Origin of the sequence: Pseudomonas sp. SORGH_AS_0211, assembly GCF_031453455.1 — a bacterium.
GTDB classification, from domain to species: Bacteria; Pseudomonadota; Gammaproteobacteria; order Pseudomonadales; family Pseudomonadaceae; genus Chryseomonas; species Chryseomonas aestiva.
This window is the reverse complement of record NZ_JAVIZV010000001.1, coordinates 1,727,824-1,748,776: the sequence shown is the minus strand read 5'-3', so window position 1 is coordinate 1,748,776 and position 20,953 is coordinate 1,727,824. Positions and strand designations below refer to the sequence as shown.

The window sequence follows — 20,953 nt, the reverse complement described above, 5'->3', positions numbered from 1 at the left end:
TCACCACCTGTCGCCGCCCTCGGTCAGTCCAGCGCGGGGAAGGGCAGCCCGACGTAGTTTTCCGCGATGGTCGTGCGGCCCGCTCTGGAATCGAGCAGCGCCTGGAGTTCGGCGTCCTGCACCCGCTGAGTGAAGGCGTCGGTATCCGGAAAGCGGTGCAGGGCGGTGGTCATCCACCAGGAAAAGCGCACCGCCGCCCAGATGCGTTTCAGGCAAAGCGTCGAATAGCGTTCGAGGCAGGCGGCATCGCCGGTGCGATAGGCCTGCTCCAGCAGCAGGTGCAGATTGCGCACGTCGCCCAGGGCAAGGTTCAGCCCCTTGGCGCCAGTGGGCGGCACGATATGGGCGGCATCGCCGACCAGGAACAGGCGGCCGTACTGCATGGGCTCGACCACATAGCTGCGCAGCGGGGCGATGCTCTTTTCCAGGGAGGGGCCGGTCACCAGCTGGGCTGCTGTCTCGGCCGGCAACCGTGCCTTGAGCTCTGCCCAGAAGCGCTCGTCCGACCAGTTCTCCACCGAGTCCCCGGCTTCCACCTGCAGGTAATAGCGGCTGCGGGTCGCGGACCTCATGCTGCACAGGGCGAAGCCGCGGGGGTGGTTGACGTAGATGAGTTCGTCGGCGGCGGGCGGGGTATCGCTCAGCAGTCCCAGCCAGCCGAAGGGATAGACCCGCTCGTATTCGGTGAGCACACCATCAGGGATGCTGCGGCGCGAGACGCCATGGAAGCCGTCGCAGCCGGCGATGTAGTCGCAGTCGATGCGCAGGATCTCCCCGGCGATCTGGCAGGTGACATGGGGGCGCTCGCCCTTGAGTTCGTGGGGCTGGACGTCGCTGGCCTGGTAGAGGGTAGGGGCGCCGCTGGCTTCGCGGGCCGCCATCAGGTCGCGGGTCACCTCGGTCTGGCCATAGACGGTAACGCAGCGTCCGCCCAGCAGATCGTTCAGGTCCAGTCGCTCGCGCTGGCCATGGATGGCGAATTCGACACCCTCGTGTACCTGGCCTTCCTGTTCCAGCCGCTCGGCGACGCCGGCCTGGCGCAGCAGATCGACCGTGCCCTGTTCGAGCACGCCGGCGCGGATGCGGCTGAGCACGTGATCGGCGCTCTGGCGCTCGACAATGACGTTGTCGATGCCCGACCGGGTGAGCAGTTGACCCAGCAGCAGCCCGGAAGGGCCCGCGCCGATAATGACGACTTGGGTACGCATGGAGTCTGTCCTCTTGTCTGGCGTGAGCGCCGTCTTGTTATAGGGCTCCGGTATTTTTGGACGATTTCCGCAGGTATCGGCAGGGACCTTTCCAACACTTTCTGGTACTTTTCGATGATTCGTGCGGCTATCGCCCAGGGACTGACGATGACCAAGGCCTTTCCACCCATCTTCAAGCTGTATGGCGAGGCCCAGGCCTGGCCGGCGCCGGATCTGCTGCATTGCGAGACCATCGAGAGTCGCAGTCGTCTGCATGCCTGGCATATAGATACCCATCGCCACGCGGATCTCGCGCAACTGCTCTATGTGCGGACCGGTGGGGTACGTCTGCATTTGGAAGACTGGCAGGGAGAAAGGCGCGGACCGCTGCTGGTGGTGCTGCCGGTGCTGTGCGTCCATGCCTTCGAATTCGATCCGGCGGTCGAAGGCTTCGTCATTACCCTGCCGGTACCCCAGGTGGAGCGGCTGAAGCAGCGCTGCCAGAGAGCCGGGCAGGGGTTGTTCCTTGGTGCCGAGTGCCTGCACCTGGCCGGGCCGGATGCCCTCTGGATCGATCAGTTGATCGGCCAACTGGTCGCTGAATACGAGGGGCACAAGCCGGGTCGCGAGACAGTGCTCGAGGCCCTGCTCGACAGCCTGGCGATCTGGCTGTTGCGGCAACACCGCCATGAGCAGGGCGTGGCCTTGCCGCGGCGTGCCGAACAGCACCTGGGTCGTTTCCTGGCGCTGGTCGAGCAGCATTATCGCGAGCACTGGAGTCTGGGTCGCTACGCGACGGCGCTCGGTATTTCAGGGGTACACCTGAACGGTCTGTGTCGGCAGCTGGCCGGGGCCTCGGCGCTGGCCATCGTGCACCAGCGCCTGCTGCTGGAGGCGCGCCGCACCCTGAGCTACACCCAGGCGTCGGTGGGCGAGATCGCCGATGCCCTGGGCTTCGCCGATCCGGCCTACTTCGCGCGTTTCTTTCGCCGCGGCACCGGGCAGAGCCCGCTCAATTATCGGCGTCTGGCGGGCCAGCAACGGCAGGGCTGACGGCTGCCAGGGTTTCGCCGACCCGCGCAGCCAGGGCGTCGAGGTTGAAGGGCTTGGTGATCAGCGTCATGCCGGGGTCGAGATAGCCGTCCAGATGCGCCCCCTCGGCATAGCCGGTGGCGAACAGTACCTTGAGGCCAGGCCGGCGCTGCCGCGCGATCTCGGCCAGCTGGCGACCGTTCATGCCCGGTAGGCCGACGTCGGACAGCAGCAGATCGATGGGCCGTCCGCTTTCGAGCAATGGCAGGGCGCCACGGGCGTCTTCGGCCTGCAGGGTGGCGTAGCCCAGCTCCCGCAGCAGATCCACCACCATTTGCCGGACCACGGGTTCGTCCTCCACCACCAGCACGGTCTTGCCCGCGCCCTGGGGCGTGACGGTGGGCGCCGTCAGCCGGGGCGGCTCGACATCGGCGCCTAGGTAGCGGGGCAGATAGAGGCCGACGGTCGTACCCTTGCCGGGCAGGGAGTCGAGTCGGACATGGCCCTTGGACTGCTTGGCGTAGCCGTAGATCATCGACAGCCCCAGGCCGGTCCCCTGACCGATGGGCTTGGTGGTGAAGAAGGGATCGAAGGCGCGGGCCATGACCTCGGGCGGCATCCCGGTACCATCGTCCGCCACCAGCAGCGCCACATAGTCGCCGGCACTCACGGCGTCCAGGCCGTTGCCGCTGTTGGTCAGATAGACATTGCGGGTCTCGATGCGGATGGTGCCACCGTGGGGCAGGGCATCGCGGGCATTGATGACCAGGTTGAGCAGGGCGCTTTCCAGCTGGTGCGCATCGGTCAGTGCCTGCCAGACATCCTCGTCCAGGTCGAGGACCAGGGCGATGTCGCCGCGCAGACTGCGCAGCAGCAGCTCCTCCATGGAGCGCACACTGTCATTGACATGGATGGGCTGCAGATCCAGCGCCTGGCGCCGGGAAAAGGCCAGCAGGCGCTGGGTAAGGGCGGCCGCGCGCTGGGCCGAGGTCAGCGCCGAATGCAGATACTGGTCGAACTTGTCCTGCCGGCCGGCCTTCTGGTGCCGCTGCAGCATGTCGAGGCTGCCCATGATGCCGGTCAGCAGGTTGTTGAAGTCATGGGCGATACCCCCGGTCAGCTGGCCCACGGCTTCCATCTTCTGCGCCTGGCGCAGCTGTTCCTGCAGCTCCTGCTGCTCGGTGACGTCACGCCCTACTGCGTAGATCAGATCGTCCTCGGCACTGGCGGTCCAGTCGAGGATGCGATAGCTGCCATCACGACCGCGCAGGCGGGCCCGGAGATTGGCCGAGCCCTGCTGGCGGCCCAGGCAGCGCAGGGTATCGAAGACCTGGCGCTGATCGTCCGGATGGATCAGTTCGGTGAGCTGGACGGTCGCCAGGTCGGTTTCGCGTCGTCCCAGCAGGCGGGTGGCGGCGCTGTTCACCGTCTTCACCTCGCCATCGGCGCGGCAGATCACCATGAGGTCATGGCTGATACGCCACATCCGGTCACGTTCGCGGGTGCGCAGCTCGATCTGCTGTTCCAGCTCCTGGCGCGAGCGGGTTAAGACCTCTCGCGCATCGACGATGCTCTGGATGTCGGTGCAGGTGCCGAACCACTGCTCGATACGCCCCTTGGCGTCGCGCACCGGCTGGGCTCGACCGAGCACCCAGCGGTAACGGCCCGAGCGGTGCCGCAGGCGGTATTCGATATGGTAGGGCTCGCCGGTGCTGAGGCTATGGTGCCAGACCTTCCAGGTGCGCTCCTGGTCGTCGGGATGGAAGACGTTGGCCCAGCCTTCTCCCTCCGTGGAGCCTTCCGGCACCCCGGTGAATTCGTACCAGCGATTGTTGAAATAGAAGTGGTGGCCATCGGGGCGGGTGGCCCAGACCATCTGGTCGATGGAGTTGATGATGGCGCGCAGTTGCGCCTCGTTGCGGGCCAGCTCCTGGGCCTGGCGGCGGTGACCACTGATGTCGATGAAGAGGACCGCGAAACGGTCGCCCGGCAGCTTGTGGGCGCGCACCTCGTACCAGTGTTCGTGCTGCAGGTGCAGCAGGATATCGAACTGGGTGAATTCGGCATCGCCGTTCATGAAGTCGACATAGGCGGGCAGCAGATCGGCTTCCAGCTGCGGCAGGGATTCGCGCAGCGTCCGCCCCAGGACCTGATCCAGGGGAATGCCGGTGAGGGTGGCGAAGACCGGATTGACCTCTAGGAAACGGAAGTCCTCCATCCGGCCAGCGGCATCGCGAATCGCCTGGGCCATGTAGAAGCCCTCGCGCATGCCGTGATACAGCTCCTGCAGCCAGAGATCGCGCTCGGTGATGGCGGCTTCGTTGAGCTTGCGCTCGGTGATGTCGTAGCACACGCCCAGGTAGCGGTCGCTGCCCTGGCTGGTCATCAGTTGGCCGCGTCGACCGAGCCAGCGCTCCTCGCCGGTGTCGGCCCGGCGGATGCGGTATTCAAGGTAGTCGAGGGCGTCGTCGTCCGGCGCGGCGGTCAGGGTTCGCAGGCTGCGGACATCGTCGGGATGCAGCTGGCGGACCAGCTCGTCCAGAGAATAGCTGCGCCTTACCGGTAATCCCCATAGCTCGCAGAACCCCGAGGACACCAGCAGTCGGGCCTCTCCGGGCAGCAATTCGAAGGTGCCGACGCGACCGACGTCCTGGGCCAGGCGTACCCGCTCCTCGGCCATCAGCTGTTCGGTGCGGTCCTGCAGCACATGCACGAAGCCGAGCACGGCATCGGCGTCCTTCAGCGCCGTGGTGGCGATCTCCACCCAGCGCGGCGTACCGCCCTGGACCGTGATCCAGCCGGCGCCCTGGCCATGCTCGGCGACCAGCGCCTGATGCTGGGCGGTGGTTAGGAAAGCGACATCCCGATCGGCCGCCAGCAGATTGGCGAAGCGCTGGCCCCGGGCTTCGCTGGCCGGCCAGCCACACAGCAGTTCGGCACCCCGATTCCAGCGCTCGATGCACCCGTGGTGGTCGGTGATGACCAGGGCGTGGGACGTCAACTGCAAAAGCGCCTGCTGTTCGAGCAGAGAGATCGACATGCGGAGATTCCATTCAGCGAGCGGGCGTGTGGCTAGCGTTTCCTAGGCTTCGATACCCTCGCTCAGCTGGACGTTCAAACTGCGCAGGGCATTCCAGTACTCAGGATAGGTCTTGCCGACGCATTCGGGGTCCAGAATACGGATGCCTGTCACTTTCAGGCCCGCCAGGGCGAAGCACATGGCGATCCGGTGGTCGGCGTGGGTCTCGATCACGGCGTCGGTCCGGGTACCGGCCAGAGCAGGGTCCGCGGCTACTAGCAGGTCGTCACCCTCGACGCTGGCAAGGCCGGCGCGAATGGCATTGAGGCCGTCGTGCAGCGCCGCGACCCGGTCGCATTCCTTGACCCGCAGGTTGGCCAGGCCGACGAAGCGCACCGGTGTCTCGTTGAAGGCCGCCAGAACGGCGAGGGTAGGGATGGCATCCTGCATCTGCGAGCCGTCGATGACCGCCGCCAGCCGGGGAAAGGCGGCGATATGGTCGAGGGCCTTGGCATCGGGCTGGGTGAAGGCGTCGTCGGCCACGCCCAGATCGATGGCGCCGCCGGTCAGGGCCTGGGCCGCCCAGAGATAGGTGGCGGCGGAGGCATCCGGCTCGATGAAGTAGTCCCGGGCGACATAGCCGGTCGGGGCGACTCGCCAGGTGGCGGCGTCCAGCTGCTCGACCTGGGCACCGAAGGCGCGCATCGCCGCGACGGTCAGGTCGACATAACCACGGGCGCCGATGTCGCTGCCGCGCAGGGCGACGTCCACCGGTTCGCTACCCAGTGCGGCCAGTATCAGCAGGGCGGAGACGTACTGGCTGGAGAGACCGGCATCCACCTCGAAGCGGCGAGCGGTGAGGCGGCCCTGGCCGGTGACGGTCACCGGCGGGCAGCCGCTGGGAGCGTCCACCTGGATGCCATTGGCCCTCAGGGTTTCCAGCAGGGGACCGATTGGGCGCTTTTGCATATAGGCGTCTCCGGTTAGGGTCACGGCGCCCTCGACGGTCGCCACCGCAGCGGTCAGGAAGCGTACCGCCGTACCGGCGTTGCCGAGGAACAGCGGCTGGGCCGGCTGCCGCAGGCGACCGGAGCTGGTCACCACGAAGGTGGTGGCATCGGGCTCGTCGACGGTGACACCCATCTGCCGCAGCGCCTCGGACATGTGCCGGGTGTCATCGCTCTTGAGGGCGCCGGTCAGGCGACTGGTGCCCTTGGCCAGCGCGGCCAGGAGCAGCGCCCGATTGGTGATGGACTTGGAACCGGGCGGGGCGATCCTTCCGTGCAGCGCGACGTTGGGCGGGGTGACGGTGATAAAGGGTCTGGCGGACATGGAGGCTCCAAGCAACTTCGCGACGGCCGTGACGGCGGTTCGTAACAGGGGCGCCATGATGCCATTTCAGGACGCCAGGCCAAAGTGCTGTTAGTTAATACCACCCCTATAGGGCGTGGGGGATCCACCTGGTACTCCTCTTGTCATCAACAGGTCATCAAGGCGGGGTAGTGCTAGCGGTTTTCCAGCAGAGGCCTATGCCATGTCCCTTCCTTGTCCTGATCGTCGTCGTGTCCTGCAAGGCCTGGGTGCTTCGCTCCTGTTACCGGCCCTCGGTCGAAGAGCCTGGGCCGCGCCGGCTGGACGTCCAGGAGTACCCGACGGTATCCAGGCCGGGGATGTCACCGACGGCCGCGCACTGATCTGGAGTCGCACGGACCGGCCGGCCCGGTTGCTGGTGGAGTGGGATACCCAGGAGAGCTTTCGCTCACCACGCAAGGTAGCTGGTGCCGTCACCACGGCCGCGCAGGACTACACGGCGCGTATCGACCTTGCCGGATTGCCCGCCGATCAGCACATCTTCTACCGCGTCCGCTTCGAGGATCTGGACAGTGGTGCGCTCAGCGAAGCGGTTGCCGGTCACCTGCGCTCGGCGCCGAGCCAGCGCGGCGATATCCGTTTCGTCTGGGGCGGCGACACCGTGGGGCAGGGCTTTGGCATCAATCCCGATATCGGCGGCATGCGCATCTACAACGCCATGCGCGAGCGGCGACCGGACTTCTTCCTGCACAGTGGCGACACCATCTATGCGGACGGACCGGTGCCGGCGCAGATGACCGTGGAGGAAGGGCGCATCTGGCGCAATATCACCACCGAGGCCAAGAGCAAGGTGGCGGAAACCCTGGATGAATTCCGCGGCAACTATCGCTACAACCTGATGGATGACCATCTGAAGCGATTCAATGCCGAAGTCCCACAGGTGTGGCAATGGGACGACCACGAGACCACCAACAACTGGTCGCCGAGCAAGACGCTGGACGAGCGCTACCAGGTCAAGGACATCAATGTCCTGAGTGGTCGGGCTCGCCAGGCGTTCCTGGAATACGCGCCCATGCGCGGAGTCTCGGCTGACGGGGCAGGGCGCATCTACCGCCGAATCGCCTACGGGCCCCTGCTGGACGTCTTCGTGCTGGACATGCGCAGCTATCGAGCCGGCAACGACAGCAACCTGGGTGTCGAGGAGGACGGTCAGGGCGCCTTCCTCGGTCAGGAGCAACTCGACTGGCTGAAGAAGGCGCTACAAACGTCCACGGCGACCTGGAAGGTCATCGCGGCCGATATGCCCATCGGGCTACAGGTCCCGGATGGCAAGGATGCGCAGGGGCAGGCACGCTGGGAGGCCATCGCCAATGGCGATCCGGGCGCCCCCAAGGGGCGAGAGCTGGAAACGGCGGACCTGTTGAGATTCATCGCGAGGCAGGGGATCCACAATACCGTCTGGCTCACCGCTGACGTGCACTACTGCGCCGCGCATCACTATCACCCGGACAGGGCAGCGTTCCAGGATTTCGAACCCTTCTGGGAATTCGTGGCAGGCCCGCTCAATGCAGGCAGCTTCGGGCCCAATCCACTGGACGCCACCTTCGGTCCCGAAGTGGTGTTCCAGAAGGCACCGCCCCAGGCCAACACCTCGCCTTTGAGTAACTTCCAATTCTTCGGCGAGGTCGAGATCGACGGGAAGACCGCCGAGCTACAGGTCACCTTGAGAGATCAGGACGGCCGACCGCAATTCACCCAGAAATTGCAATCCATCTAGATTAATACCACCCCTATAGTAAGATCATTACCGAGTCAACCCTCTGCAAAGTAATCAACAAGGAGGGTGAAGTTCGTGCAAATGCTACAATCTGGTAGATATCAGGCTGGAGTTGGCTATGCACGAAGACATCAAGAGCGCGTTCGAGGACCTCAAGCGGAGCATCGCAACCTTCAATGAGCGCTGGCCCAGCAAGGTGATAGCCGCCCGGGTCTGGCGGCTGCCATTGCTGGCGCAACAGCGGGTACCTGACCACATCGCGGCGGAGTCCTTCGAGGGTACCGCCGCGGTGGAGCTTACCCGTGATGCCTTGCTGGCCTTCCACCTGCAACCTGGCCAGGCACCGGGTACCGTCAGTCGACTGCCAGGCTATATCGCCCTCGCCGAACCCCTGATGGAGGAGATCCTGGCCATCAACACCTGCAAGGCGGACTTCAGCGCGGCGATCGAACAGACGCGCCTGGAGCTGGAGCTGGCACCCGAGGCGCGGCCGCGCATCATGCGCAAGGCGTTGGGCGGTGCCTTCAATACCAAGCAGCTGATCCGCAAGGTGCATGGCTTTCCCGATCCGGTCCGGCAGCTGACCTTTACCTGGGCCGGCCATACCGCCGGAGGAGAGCGGGTCAAGGTGTCCAAGGTACGCGAGCAACTCAAGACCCTCGCCATGGCCCGCGCCGATCGGGAGCGGATCGTCCTGGATCGCACGCCGGAATGGCAGGAGCACCAGGCACTCAATCGCATGGCGGATGACGACATCCTGGTCCGGCACAAGAAGATCGCCCCGCATCCAAGGGCGATGCTCTGGTTCGGCGAGGAGAGTCGCTATGACGCCATGATCCACGCCAACCTGCCGGTCTTCGTGGTACCGGCCCAGGACGGCATGCAGGTCGTCGACCTGCGCGATTTCGACCGTACCCAGCGCGGGGCGCTGAGACCCGACATCAAGCCGCGTCGCGAGGTGCTGGCCACGCGACTGCTGTACCTGCCCACCGACAACCCGGAACGACCTGTCGCCCAGCGTAACAACGAGGCGACGCTCAAGCGTTCGACCTACAGCCGCTGAGCGCCGCTGACGTTACCGAGCGGGTGGATGTCGTAACCAGATCCTTCACTGCCGAGTGAAAAGGTAACGAAATCCTCCGCAACAGGTGTCCCCATGCCAGGCTCGAATCAATCAAACCTAGCCATTTCAATGACTTATGAATGTTGGCACGGCGAGTGCTTTATTACTGGCACAAGAACAACAAGATGCGCCGCTAACCGCCCACAACAAGAACAAGACGGCCAAGGCTCGCGAACCGATCATTTTGGAACGCTCCAGAGCAACCAAAGTAATCTGTTCACTTCCCACCTCCTTGGTGGGGCGTACTAAAGATCGATGACGTTGATGTCCGACAACAAAAACAAGAGGACAGCAGACGTACTTGAACAGGGGAGCCTCCGGGCTCCCTTTTTTCATGCCTGCAAGAAAGTCGCTAGAGGGCAGGAGGGGCTCCCTGACAGCACGCTTTACCGTCCGGCTTTGGCGCATCTCGCGTCCTTGATCTATCGTGTGCGCAGCCCATCCGCCACGGATAACCGTCATGACCCTTGCGAAGACCCTGCCTGCCCGCTGGCTGAACGAGCCGAAGCGCTGGTCCGACACGGATGGCCTGCTGCACATCAGCACGGATCGCGACACCGACTTCTGGCAGAAGACCCAATACGGCTTCGAGCGTGATAGCGGACATTTCCGCGGTTACACGGCCGGAGCGGACTTCACCGCCCAGGTGCGGATCACCGGGACCTTTGCCGAACTCTATGACCAGGCCGGCCTGATGGTGAGGCAGGGCCGCGAGCAGTGGTGCAAGACCGGGCTCGAGATCAACGATGGCATCGCCCATCTGGGCAGTGTCCTCACCCTGGGGCATTCCGACTGGGCCCTCGGCCCCATGCCAGATGCCTTGCGCGGCTTCTGGCTGCGCATGACACTGCACGACGAGGTACTGCGCCTCCAGTATTCCCTGGATGGCGTGACCTGGCCGCTGTTGCGGCTGTGCCGGTTCGCGAGCGAAGAGGGCGCGGACTTGCAGGTCGGCCCCTATTGCTGCTCGCCGCAGCGCGAGGGCCTGGAGGTCAGCTTTGCCGACCTGAAGATCGGGCCGGCGATCATCAAGGAGCTGCATGACCTGAGCTGACCGCGCGGCGATCAGCTCATCCAGTTGCCGCCGTCGACGTTGTAGGTCTGGGCGACCACGAAATCGCTCTCGCTGGACGCCAGGAACAGCGCCATGCCGACCAGGTCCTCCGCGGTTCCCATGCGGCCGTAGGGTACGGCTTCGCCTACCAGGCGCTTCTTCTCGCCCAGCGGCCGTTGCTCGTAATGGGCGAAGAGGGCGTCCACACCTTGCCAATGCTCGCCGTCGACCACGCCGGGGGCGATGGCATTGACGTTGATGCGGTGCTTGATGAGGTCGAGGCCGGCCGACTGGGTCAGGCTGATGACCGCGGCCTTGGTCGCGCAATAGACGGCAACCAGGGCTTCGCCGCGACGCCCGGCCTGGCTGGCCATGTTGATGATCTTGCCGCCATGACCCTGGGCGATCATCTGCCGGGCAGCGGCCTGCAGGGTGAACAGCGGACCGGCCAGGTTGATGGCGAACAGCCGGTCATAGCTTTCCCGGGAGATCTCGACGATGGGTGCCAGGTCGAACAGGGCGGCATTGTTGACCAGGATGTCGAGCTTGCCGGCGGTAGCGACCACCTGGGCGATGGCCGTGTCGATGGACGCCTGGTCGGTGACGTCCATGGCCAGGGCGTAGGCGTGCTCGCCCAGTTCCTCGGCCGTTTCGCGGGCTCTTTCGATATTGATGTCGGCGATGGCCACCGTTGCGCCTTCCCTGAGGTAGGCCTGGGCGAAGGCCTTGCCGATACCGCGCGCGGCGCCGGTGATCAGGGCGCTTTTTCCTTCCAGTCTGTTCATGGTCTTGGCTCCAATCGAGAGACTGACCGCGCGGTGCAGCGCGCGGTCATGCCTTGGGTAAAGGGACGTTACTTGAGATAGCCCGCGCGTTTCATTTCGCGGGTCGTCGAGGTCTGGGCCGCGTTGAGGGCCTGCTCGACGCTCATCTGGCCGGTGAGGGCGGCGGAGAACAGCTTGCCGACCGAGGTGCCGATGGCCTGGAACTCGGGAATGGTCACGTACTGGATGCCGACATAGGGCACCGGCTTGGCCGAGGGATGGGCAGGGTCCGCGTGCTGCATCATCTCCAGGGTGATCTTGGCGAAGGGCGCGGCACTCAGGTAGGCCTGGCTGTAGGTGGACTGGCGGGTGCCCGGCGGGACGTTGGCGATGCCGTCCCGGTCGGCCACCAGCTGGATGTATTCCCTGGAGGTCGCCCAGGTGATGAAGGTCTTGGCAGCCTCCTTGTGCTTGGCGCTCGCCGGAATCGCCAGCGACCAGGCATACAGCCAGGACGAGCCCTTGTCGGTGACCTCATGGGGCGAGGCGGCGAAGCCGACCTCATCGGCCACCTTGCTCTGGCTCTTGTCGGTGGTGAAGGAGCCGGCGACGCTGGCATCTACCCAGAGCGCGCATTTGCCGCTGTTGAACAGGGCCAGGTTTTCGTTGAAGCCGTTGCTGGAAGCCCCGGGCGAGCCGTACTTCTTCATGTTGTCGACGTAGAAATTGGCCGCTGCCGTCCACTCGGGACTGGTCAGTTCGGGCTGCCATTGCTCATCGAACCAGCGCGCGCCAAAGGCGTTGCCCATCAGGCTGAGCAACGCGACGTTTTCACCCCAGCCGGCCTTGCCTCTCAGGCAGAGACCATATTGCTCCTTGTCCGGCTGGTTGAGCTGGCTGGCGAATTCGGCGAGTTGCGACCAGGTCGGCTTGTCGGGCATCTGCAGGCCGGCGGCCTTGAACAGGTCCTTGCGGTAGTAGGTGACGGTGCTTTCACCGTAGAACGGCAGGGCATAGAGATGGTTGTTGACCGACAGCCCCTGGCGGACCGCCGGGAAGATGTCTTCGACGTCATAGCTGGCAGGCAGATTGTCGAGCGGCTCCAGCCAGTTCTTGGCACCCCAGAGCGGTGTTTCGTAGGTGCCGATGGTCAGGACATCGAATTGGCCACCACCGGTGGTGATGTCGGTGGTCAGCCGCTGCCGCAGCACGTTTTCTTCGAGCACCACCCAGTTGAGCTTGATATCGGGGTGCTGTTTTTCGAAGACCTGGGACAGGCGCTGCATGCGCACCATGTCGCTGTTGTTGACGGTGGCAACGGTGACCGATTCGACGGCCTGGGCAACACCGGTCAGTCCGAGACCGGCCAACAGCAGCAACGCGATAGGGCGCTTCATCTTCTTCTCTCCATGACTGCCACGGCGGGCAGCTTGTTGTTGTTATGAATGGCTGGCGGCCGATATAAATCTGATCTCGACAGAGCAGCTGGAGAGGATTACAACAGCAGGGCCAAGCCGCTGGCTAACCTGGCATTGACCAGTTGCCGATACATTTTTGACCTGGATCGCTCAGCGCGCCGAAGTCAAAAAAGCATCGATAGCTAGGCTGATGGGTGCGGTCTCACCAGAACGAGCAGAGGTACACCATGAAGGCGACCGCCTTCCTCGAGGCGCGGCCAGCAGAGCTGGAAGTGATCCTCGCCGCGCCCGATCAGAGCTTTCGCTGGTACGAGCACGACTATCCCTACGCCTTGGCGCGCTGGAATCATCACCCCGAATACGAGATCCACCTGATCCGCCAGGGCAGCGGACGACTGCTGGCCGGCGACTATGTCGGGCCCTTTGCGGCAGGTCACGTGGCCATGATCGGGCCGGATCTGCCGCACGACTGGATCGGTGATCTGCCGCCCGGCGAGGTGCTCGCCGGCCGCGATGTGGTCATCCAGTTCAATGGTGACTTGCTGCGCTCGCTGAGCGCTGTGGCACCGGAGCTGGGCGATTATCTGCCGCTGCTGGAACAGGCCCGACGCGGTCTGGAATTCAAGGGCGATACGGCCCTGCAGGCGGCTGCATTAATCGAGGCGATGGGCCAGGCCCAGGGCGCCGGGCGCCTGCTCACGCTGTTCGCCTTGCTGGGCTTGCTGTCCCGGGCGCCGGGAAGCGAAAGGATTGTCCTGGCCAGTGCCTGTTATGCGCCGGCGCTGGATGCCCGCAGTGCCGCACGGGTGCATCAGGCCTTCGACTATCTGCTGAGCGAACTCACCGAGGATATCCGGCTGCCGGTGATCGCCAATCGCGTCGGCATGAGCGAGGCGGGTTTTTCACGCTTCTTCAAGAAGGTCACCGGCCACGGCTTCATCGAATTGGCGCGCAAGCTGCGCATCCAGCGGGCCTGTCGTCTGCTGCGGCAGGCGGAGCTGTCCATTGCCACCATCTGTTTCGAGGTGGGCTATTCCAATCTGTCCAATTTCAACCGGCATTTTCGTAACGAGACCGGACAGACACCCAGCCAGTATCGCCAGGAGCAGATCGGGACGCGGCGTCAGCAGTCGCCTGGGTAAGGGCGGGTGAGGGTGGTTATGCCCTGCCAGGACCTTATGGAGGTAGGCGCACCTGACGCTGGCGCGCCAGATACGCCAAGCGGAGCCTTATTCCGCGCTGGACGGCTTGGCCCAGAGGTTGATGTCGCCTTCGACCGCATGGGTATCGATCTCGGCCAGTTCCTCCGCGGTAAAGGTCAGGTTGTCCAGGGTTGCCACGTTTTCCACGATCTGCTCGGGCCGACTGGCGCCGATCAGGGCGCTGGTGATGCGCGGATCGCGCAGGGTCCAGGCCAGGGCCAGCTGCGCCAGGCTCTGGCCGCGGCGCTTGGCGATGGCATCCAGGGCGCGTATTCGCGCCAGGTTCTCGTCGGACAGATGACCTTGCTGCAGCGACTGGCCACCGGGCTGATTGACCCGGGCTTCGGCTGGAACGCCATTGAGGTACTTGTCGGTCAGCAACCCCTGGGCCAGGGGCGTAAAGGCGATCACGCCACTGCCGATTTCCTCGGTCGCGTCTAGCAGATCCTTTTCGATCCAGCGATTGAGCAGGTTGTAGGCCGGCTGATGGATCAATAGCGGGATCTTCCAGTCGGCCAGCAATTTGGCCATTTCCCGGGTCTTGGTCCCCGAATAGGAGCTGATGCCGATATAGAGCGCCTTGCCTTGCTGGACCGCCGTGGCCAGGGCACTGGCGGTTTCTTCCAGCGGCGTATGTTCGTCGAAACGATGCGAATAGAAGATATCGACGTAATCCAGGCCCAGACGCTTGAGACTCTGATCCAGGCTGGCCAGGACGTATTTGCGCGAGCCGCCACCTTGGCCATAGGGGCCGGGCCACATGTCCCAGCCGGCCTTGCTGGAGATGATGAGTTCGTCGCGGTAGGCCGCGAAGTCTTCGCGCAGCAGCCGACCGAAATTGATCTCGGCGCTGCCATAGGGCGGCCCGTAATTGTTGGCCAGGTCGAAGTGATTGATGCCCAGATCGAAGGCGGTGCGCAGCAAGGCGCGCTGACGATCCAGCGGCGTGGTATCGCCGAAGTTGTGCCAGAGGCCCAGCGACAGCGCCGGCAGCACGAGACCGCTGCGACCCACGCGGCGGTAAGGAATACGGTCATAGCGATCGGAAGCGGCTTGATAAGCCATTCAAAACTCCTCGGGATGGAATACTTGTTGGAAACCCAGGACATTCGCGCGTGGTGCCACAGGCAAAGGCGCGACAACCGGAAAGAACTCCGGGAACGGACGCCATCCGATTAAAGCTGTCGATGGCGTCTTGTACAAACGGGCGCTGCGGAATTTGCGGTACAGGTGTGCGGTAAGCGGCGATCTGAATCCCTGGAGCCGTAATGTCAGGCAAACTGACGAGGTCGTAGCGAATTGGAGGAAGCCGCCAGCGTGGAAAGGCAGACGCTCGGTGCTGCACTCCATAACCATGACTTCGCATAATGTATATTATGTTAAATTAGATATGGACTTAGGCTGATCTCCGCCCTTTGCCATCCCATCCTGCCTTTAGCGTTCTCTCCAATCCCGTCACCAGATTCGACTCTCACGTCCCTACCCTGTGGCTGTCGATCAACCTCGTAACGGCGTCGATCAGAAATTTCGTTGCTGCAGGCGTCTTGGCCTTTCTCCACCGTTTGCTGGGTGACGATCCTGAAGACGCGTCGGTTACGAACGACGTCTCCAGGATCTCTCAGCGGATCATTCACATGCCAACGAGTCCCTAGCTCGCCAACAGCTGCTCCAATCGCTGCAGGCGTTCCCGGTACACACGTCGTGCGGCCAGCGCGTCTTCCAGGGTTACCGCCACGAACCGGGCTTTCTGATTCGGCTGCAGCTGGCCGATCAGATCCAGGTCGCTGCTGATGACCGTGCCGATCATGGCGTAACCGCCGCCAGACACCGCGTCTCGGTGCAGGACGATGGGTTCGAGGCCCGCCGGTACCTGGATCGAGCCGATGGGATAACAGCTGTCGACGATATTGGACGGATCCGAGCCGGCGCCAAAGGGTTGTTCGCGCGGCGTGAAGGCCAGCGGCCGGCCGCCCTTGAATCTATAGCCGATGCGATCGGCTTCGGAGCCCACCGTCCAGGTATCGGCGAAAAAGGCTTCGGCGGCCTCCGCGGTCAGGCGGTGATGGTAGAGACCCGGCACGACACGCAGGACCACCTCGCCACCGCAAGCCGGCACCAGATCGCCTGGCAACCGGACTCCAGGCCTGGCGCCTGTCGCCGGGGTTCCGACAGTCAGTTCGTCACCCGCGGCCAGCCTTCGACCCTGGAAGCCACCCAGGCTGCCCAGGGTGTACGTCGAGCGACTGCCCAGCACCTCGGGCACGGCGAAGCCGCCAGCCACGGCCAGATAGCCACGGGCACCGGCCTTGAGGTAATCGAACTTGAGCATCTGGCCGGCGCATACGCTGAAGGCTTCGTCCAGTGGCATCTCAGCGCCGTCCAGGCGTGGCGTCATGCGCGCGCCGCTCAGGGCGACCAGGGCGTCTTCGGCAAAGTGCAGCTCCGGGCCGAGCAAGGTGCATTCCAGGGCGGCGGCGCCGGGTGCGTTGCCCACCAGCAGATTGGCCGCGCGCAAGGCATAGCTGTCCATGGCACCCGACGGCGGAATGCCCAGATGGTAGTAGCCTTCGCGACCAAGATCCTGGATCGAGGTGGCCAGGCCGGGTTTGAGTACCTTGATCATGCCGGCTCCTCCATCAGAGTGCGCGGATAGCCACGGGGATCGTCGAGGAAGGCGTCCAGGGAAAAGTCCACCGGCCGGATATTCAGGGTGAAGCTACCCTCCTCTACCTCTGCCAGCATCCGGTCGTACTTGGCGCGGTCGATGGCGCGGAAACGGACGATGTCGCCGGGCCGGAAGAACACCATGTGCTCCTGCAGGTAATCGAGGCGCTGCGCCGGATCGTAGATGGGCGCCGGCGTCACACCGAACATCTGGTAGCCGCCGGCGCCCCGTACCGAATAGATGCAGCCGAAGCAGCCGCCGTGGCCAAGGGTCTGCCTGGGTGTGTCGGTGCGGGGTCGCAGGTACTTGGGGACCTGCAACTGCCGCTCGGACTCCACCATCTGGAACATGAACGGCAATCCGGCGACGAAACCCACCATGGACACGAACCAGGGCGCGCCGCTGTGGGCGGCGATAAAGGCTTCGACGTCGGCCAGGCCGTTGATGCGCGCAGCGTATTCCAGATCGGTGGCGGACGGATCCTGGTGGCGATCGCGAAAGCGCATCAGCGTCTCGTGGGTCCAGGGATCGTTGTAGAGCACCGGGATTTCGATCATCCGCGTGGCCAGCTGGCGCTCGGCCACCGCCTGGTCTTCCACGCCCTGGACCGCTGCCAGGAGCCGGTCGGGCGGCAGCACATCGGGATCGAAACGGATCTGGAAGGAGGCATTGGCCAGGCAGATGTCGTGGATGCCGGGCAATTGCAGCGCCTGCACCGCACGGGTCATGGCCAGGCCACGGAAAAACGCTTCCAGGGACATGCTTTCGGACAATTCGACGAACAGGTGCTCGTCGCCACCGAAGCTATAGCGGATCGCGGTCGTCATGCGGAGATCTCCTCGGCCAACCAGTGTTCCAGGGTACCGGTGTCGAAGCGCGCTTCGATCACCCAGGGTTCGTCCAGCAGACGGCGATGCAGGCTGGCGGTGGTGGCCATGCCGCTCAGACGCAATTCGTCCAGCGCCTGGCGGGCACGGGCCAGGGCCTCGCCGCGATCGGCGCCATGGGCGATGAGCTTGGCCAGCAGCGAGTCGTAATAAGGGGGCACCCGATAGCCTGCGTAGAGATGACTGTCGACGCGGATGCCCGGGCCCTGCGGCCAGGCGAGCTGCTCGACCGTCCCGGGGCTGGGAAAGAAGTTGCGCGCCGGATCTTCGGCGTTGAGTCTCAGCTCGATGGCGGCGCCCTGCAGATGGATGTCTTCCTGGCGCAGCCCCAGGGGTTCACCCCCGGCGATGCGCAGCATGGCCTGGACCAGATCGATACCGGTGACCATCTCGGAGACCGGGTGCTCGACCTGGATGCGGGTGTTCATCTCGATGAAGAAGAATTCGCCGCTGGCTTCATCGAACAGGTACTCCAGGGTCCCCGCGCCGCGATAGCCGAGGCGTTCGGCCAGGCGTACCGCGCTGGCGCAGAGGGTCTCGCGCTGGGCAGCGCTCAGCACCGGCGATGGCGCTTCTTCCAGGAGCTTCTGGCGGCGCCGCTGCAACGAGCATTCGCGCTCGAACAGATGCACGGCGCGCTGGCCATCGCCAAGGATCTGCACCTCTATATGACGAGCGCGCTCGATGAAGCGCTCCAGATAGAGGGCGCCGCTGCCAAAGGCGGTCTGGGCTTCGCGCTGGGCGACGGGAAATTCCCGCGCCAGCTCGGCGGCGTCGCGGGCCAGGCGGATGCCCCGACCTCCTCCCCCGGCCGCTGCCTTGATCAGCAACGGATAGCCCACCGTCTCGGCTGCCGCTATGGCGGCCTCTATATCAGCCGGTTCGCTGGCAGAGCCCGGGACCACCGGGACGCCAGCCGCCTGCGCGGTGCGTCGTGCCTCGGCCTTGTCGCCCATGCGGCGGATGATGTCACCCGAGGGGCCGACGAAGACGGCACCCGCCGCCTCCACTGCATCGGCAAAGGCAGCGTTCTCGGCCAGAAAGCCATAGCCGGGATGCACCGCATCGGCGCCGCTGTCACGCAAGGCCTTAAGCAGCGCCTCTATATTGAGGTAGCTGCGATCCGCCCGCGCCGGGCCGATCACCACCACGGCATCGGCCTGGCGCGCCGCCAGGGAATCCTGGTCGGCCTCGCTGCAGGCCAGTACCGTCTCGATGTCCAGCGCCTTGGCGGCGCGCAGGATACGAACGGCGATCTCGCCACGATTGGCCACCAGCAGACGGCGGATGCCGCTCCCTGACGTACTCACGAGGCGGCTCCGCTCAGGGTGGCCAGCAACTGACCCGGCTCGACCGGGTCACCGTCCTCCACCGCGAAGGCCGTCAGGGTCCCGTCCACTTCGGCGTGGACCTCCGAGAATTGCTTCATCACCTCGACCAGGCCGATCACCGTGCCGGCGGTGACGGTTTCCCCGACCTCCACATAGGGCGCCGCATCGGGCGTGGGTTTGCGATAGAACGTTCCGGGCAAGGGCGAAAGCACCGAATGTTCGGCCATGACGATTCCTCTTCTAGGCAATGTTGTCGGAAAGGCAGGCGTAGCGAAGGACTGGAGGACCCGGCGTCTTGGCGCCGGTGTCCGCATGAAAACTAGCCGGCGCCAGGGGCGCGGATGGCGATGCCGGCGGCGTCGAGGCGCTGGCGGATGGCCTGGGCCAGGCCCAGCGCACCGGGGGTATCGCTGTGCAGGCAGATGGATTCGAAGGCCACCTCGACCTCGCCCCCCTCCACCGTGGCGACCCTGCCCTGCTGGCAGGCTCTGAGTACCCGTTCGGCCACGGCCTGGGGATCCAGCTCACCCATGCGCCGGACCAGCACGATGGACCCGCTGGCGTCATAGTCCCGGTCGGCATAGAACTCGCGCACCAGGGGCTGGCCCAGCTCGCGACCGATTCGCCAGGTGGCCGAATCGGGCAGGCAATAGAGCAGCAGCCCGGGTTCGATCCGTTGCAGCGTCTCCACCAGCAGCCGGGCAGCCGTCTCGTCCCGCGCCAGGTGCATGAACAGCGCGCCATGGGGTTTGAGGTGTTGCAGCCGCAGGCCATGCAATCGGGCGAATTCACGCAGGGCGCCGAGCTGATAGACGATATCGGCCACCAGTTCTTCGGCGGGCATCTGCAGGGGCCGGCGGCCGAAACCCACCAGATCGCGATAGCCCGGATGGGCGCCGATGGCCACGTTGCGCGCCTTGGCCTGCAGCACGGTGCGCTGCATGAGGGCGGGATCGCCGGCATGGAAGCCGGTGGCGATATTGGCCGAACTGACCAGGTCGAGCAGTTGGTCATCCACGCCATCGCCCAGCGTCCAGGCGCCAAAGCCCTCGCCCATGTCGGAATTGAAGTCCACCTCGATCATTGCGGTATTCCCTTGCAGTGGTGCGGTGTCCTCGACCTTAGGACTGCCCTGCCCCCTTGGGAAGATTTATTATCCAAGGTCCAGCGTTCGGAAAAATCGATACCTCAGGACAGTTGTCATGGCCCTTACCCTGCGTCAGCTGCGCTACTTCACCGCGACCGCCGAACTGGGGCAGATCTCCCAGGCGGCCATCCACCTAAACATTTCCCAGTCGGCGGTGACCAGTGCCATCCAGGAACTGGAGAGTCTGCTGGGCGCCAGTCTTTTCGTCCGCTCGGCGCAAGGAATGGCGCTGACCGATGCCGGCCGGCATTTCCTCAACCATGCCTACGGCATCCTGCGCGGGGTCGACGATGCCCTGAGCAGCGCCCTGCCCGACCACCGCGCCAGCGGCGAATTACGCATCGCCGCCAGCTATACGGTGATCGGCTACTTCCTGCCGCACCATCTGCAACGCCTGGCGCAGCTCTATCCCGAGGTGACGGTGGCGGTGCACGAACAGGAGCGCCAGGCCATCGAGGAGGCGCTGCTGGACAGGCGCATCGACATGGCGGTGGTCCTGACCGCCAACCTGACCCACGAGGACATCGTCTCCGAGACGCTCTTCAATTCCGAACGCCGTCTCTGGCTGCCCAGTGGCCATCCCCTGCGCGATCGACCCAATGTCAGCCTGGCCGATGTCGCCCGCGAGCCCTATGTGCTGCTGACCGTCGATGAGGCGGAACAGAGTGCCAGGCGCTACTGGCGCCAGTCAGGCCTTGAACCCCAGGTGCGCTTGCGGACCAGCTCGGTGGAAGCCGTGCGCAGCATGGTGGCCAACGGCAGCGGCGTGGCCATTCTCTCCGACCTGGTCTATCGCCCCTGGTCGCTGGAGGGCAAGCGCCTGGAGACGCGCACCCTGATAGAGCCCATCACGCCCATGAGCGTGGGGCTGGCCTGGCACCGCGAACACCCCCTGACACCGGCCATGCAGGCCTTTCGCAGCTACTTCCACAGCGCCTTTCTGGCACCCCAGCAACTGGGGGCGCGACGTTAGCAGAAGATTAAAATCCTCATGATCGAAAGGATTTTGTATTAGCAGCGTTATCAGCAACTGAAA

At 64.6% G+C, this 20,953-nt stretch carries 17 protein-coding genes; 6 read left to right on the top strand and 11 right to left on the bottom strand.

Annotation, left to right across the window (positions count from 1 at the left end):
- Nucleotides 1-23: 23 nt before the first annotated feature.
- Nucleotides 24-1,208 carry a 4-hydroxybenzoate 3-monooxygenase gene (gene pobA, locus QE393_RS08120; protein ID WP_273807350.1) on the bottom strand — a complete coding sequence of 395 codons (1,185 nt, stop codon included), beginning with the start codon at nt 1,206-1,208 and terminating at the stop codon, nt 24-26.
- Nucleotides 1,209-1,322: 114 nt separating this feature from the next.
- Between pobA and QE393_RS08115 the strand changes: the two genes are divergently transcribed.
- Nucleotides 1,323-2,240 carry a helix-turn-helix domain-containing protein gene (locus QE393_RS08115; RefSeq protein WP_310042920.1) on the top strand — a complete coding sequence of 306 codons (918 nt, stop codon included), beginning with the start codon at nt 1,323-1,325 and terminating at the stop codon, nt 2,238-2,240.
- Here QE393_RS08115 and QE393_RS08110 read toward each other — a convergent pair.
- Both QE393_RS08110 and QE393_RS08105 read right to left on the bottom strand, forming a co-directional pair.
- On the bottom strand, nt 2,200-5,259 hold the full coding sequence (locus tag QE393_RS08110; RefSeq protein ID WP_310042918.1) for a PAS domain S-box protein: 3,060 nt from the start codon (nt 5,257-5,259) through the stop codon (nt 2,200-2,202). The two genes, QE393_RS08115 and QE393_RS08110, sit on opposite strands and share 41 nt — an antisense overlap.
- 42 nt (nt 5,260-5,301) lie before the next feature.
- Nucleotides 5,302-6,570, bottom strand: a complete 1,269-nt coding sequence (locus QE393_RS08105; RefSeq protein WP_310042916.1) for a 3-phosphoshikimate 1-carboxyvinyltransferase — start codon at nt 6,568-6,570, stop codon at nt 5,302-5,304.
- Nucleotides 6,571-6,772: 202 nt separating this feature from the next.
- Between QE393_RS08105 and QE393_RS08100 the strand changes: the two genes are divergently transcribed.
- From QE393_RS08100 to QE393_RS08090, 3 genes are all read left to right on the top strand, one after another.
- Nucleotides 6,773-8,326, top strand: a complete 1,554-nt coding sequence (locus QE393_RS08100) for an alkaline phosphatase (RefSeq protein ID WP_273807354.1) — start codon at nt 6,773-6,775, stop codon at nt 8,324-8,326.
- A gap of 118 nt (nt 8,327-8,444) precedes the next feature.
- Nucleotides 8,445-9,389, top strand: a complete 945-nt coding sequence (locus QE393_RS08095; RefSeq protein ID WP_273807355.1) for a DNA replication terminus site-binding protein — start codon at nt 8,445-8,447, stop codon at nt 9,387-9,389.
- Between the two features lie 520 nt (nt 9,390-9,909).
- Nucleotides 9,910-10,503 carry a DUF1349 domain-containing protein gene (locus QE393_RS08090; protein ID WP_273807356.1) on the top strand — a complete coding sequence of 198 codons (594 nt, stop codon included), beginning with the start codon at nt 9,910-9,912 and terminating at the stop codon, nt 10,501-10,503.
- 11 nt (nt 10,504-10,514) lie between these two features.
- Here QE393_RS08090 and QE393_RS08085 read toward each other — a convergent pair whose 3' ends face one another.
- Both QE393_RS08085 and QE393_RS08080 read right to left on the bottom strand, forming a co-directional pair.
- Nucleotides 10,515-11,288 (bottom strand): L-iditol 2-dehydrogenase, encoded by a 774-nt coding sequence (locus QE393_RS08085; RefSeq protein ID WP_273807357.1) that lies wholly within the window; start codon nt 11,286-11,288, stop codon nt 10,515-10,517.
- Nucleotides 11,289-11,356: 68 nt separating this feature from the next.
- Nucleotides 11,357-12,664, bottom strand: coding sequence for a sugar ABC transporter substrate-binding protein (locus tag QE393_RS08080; protein WP_273807358.1), 1,308 nt, complete (start codon nt 12,662-12,664; stop codon nt 11,357-11,359).
- 248 nt (nt 12,665-12,912) lie between these two features.
- On the opposite strand from QE393_RS08080, the gene QE393_RS08075 reads away from it, so the two are divergent.
- A complete protein-coding gene (locus QE393_RS08075) occupies nt 12,913-13,827 on the top strand; it encodes an AraC family transcriptional regulator (protein WP_273807359.1) in 915 nt (304 codons plus the stop codon).
- 87 nt (nt 13,828-13,914) lie between these two features.
- Here the strand turns inward: QE393_RS08075 and mgrA are convergent, their stop codons facing one another.
- From mgrA to QE393_RS08045, 6 genes are all read right to left on the bottom strand, one after another.
- The gene (mgrA, locus tag QE393_RS08070) at nt 13,915-14,952 is read right to left on the bottom strand and encodes an L-glyceraldehyde 3-phosphate reductase (protein ID WP_310042908.1); all 1,038 of its coding nucleotides are present in this window, start codon (nt 14,950-14,952) and stop codon (nt 13,915-13,917) included.
- A 583-nt stretch (nt 14,953-15,535) separates the two neighbouring features.
- Nucleotides 15,536-16,510, bottom strand: a complete 975-nt coding sequence (locus QE393_RS08065) for a biotin-dependent carboxyltransferase family protein (RefSeq protein ID WP_310042904.1) — start codon at nt 16,508-16,510, stop codon at nt 15,536-15,538.
- Nucleotides 16,507-17,379: an allophanate hydrolase subunit 1 gene (locus QE393_RS08060; RefSeq protein WP_310042902.1), complete on the bottom strand. Its 873-nt coding sequence runs from the start codon at nt 17,377-17,379 to the stop codon at nt 16,507-16,509. Before QE393_RS08060 ends, QE393_RS08065 begins: the two co-directional genes overlap by 4 nt.
- On the bottom strand, nt 17,376-18,728 hold the full coding sequence (locus QE393_RS08055) for an acetyl-CoA carboxylase biotin carboxylase subunit (protein WP_405046285.1): 1,353 nt from the start codon (nt 18,726-18,728) through the stop codon (nt 17,376-17,378). Before QE393_RS08055 ends, QE393_RS08060 begins: the two co-directional genes overlap by 4 nt.
- Before the next feature lie 17 nt (nt 18,729-18,745).
- On the bottom strand, nt 18,746-18,997 hold the full coding sequence (locus tag QE393_RS08050) for an acetyl-CoA carboxylase (protein WP_158896781.1): 252 nt from the start codon (nt 18,995-18,997) through the stop codon (nt 18,746-18,748).
- 92 nt (nt 18,998-19,089) lie between these two features.
- On the bottom strand, nt 19,090-19,854 hold the full coding sequence (locus QE393_RS08045) for a 5-oxoprolinase subunit PxpA (RefSeq protein ID WP_187979282.1): 765 nt from the start codon (nt 19,852-19,854) through the stop codon (nt 19,090-19,092).
- Between the two features lie 118 nt (nt 19,855-19,972).
- Between QE393_RS08045 and QE393_RS08040 the strand changes: the two genes are divergently transcribed.
- Nucleotides 19,973-20,890 (top strand): LysR family transcriptional regulator, encoded by a 918-nt coding sequence (locus QE393_RS08040; RefSeq protein WP_187979281.1) that lies wholly within the window; start codon nt 19,973-19,975, stop codon nt 20,888-20,890.
- Nucleotides 20,891-20,953: the final 63 nt, after the last annotated feature.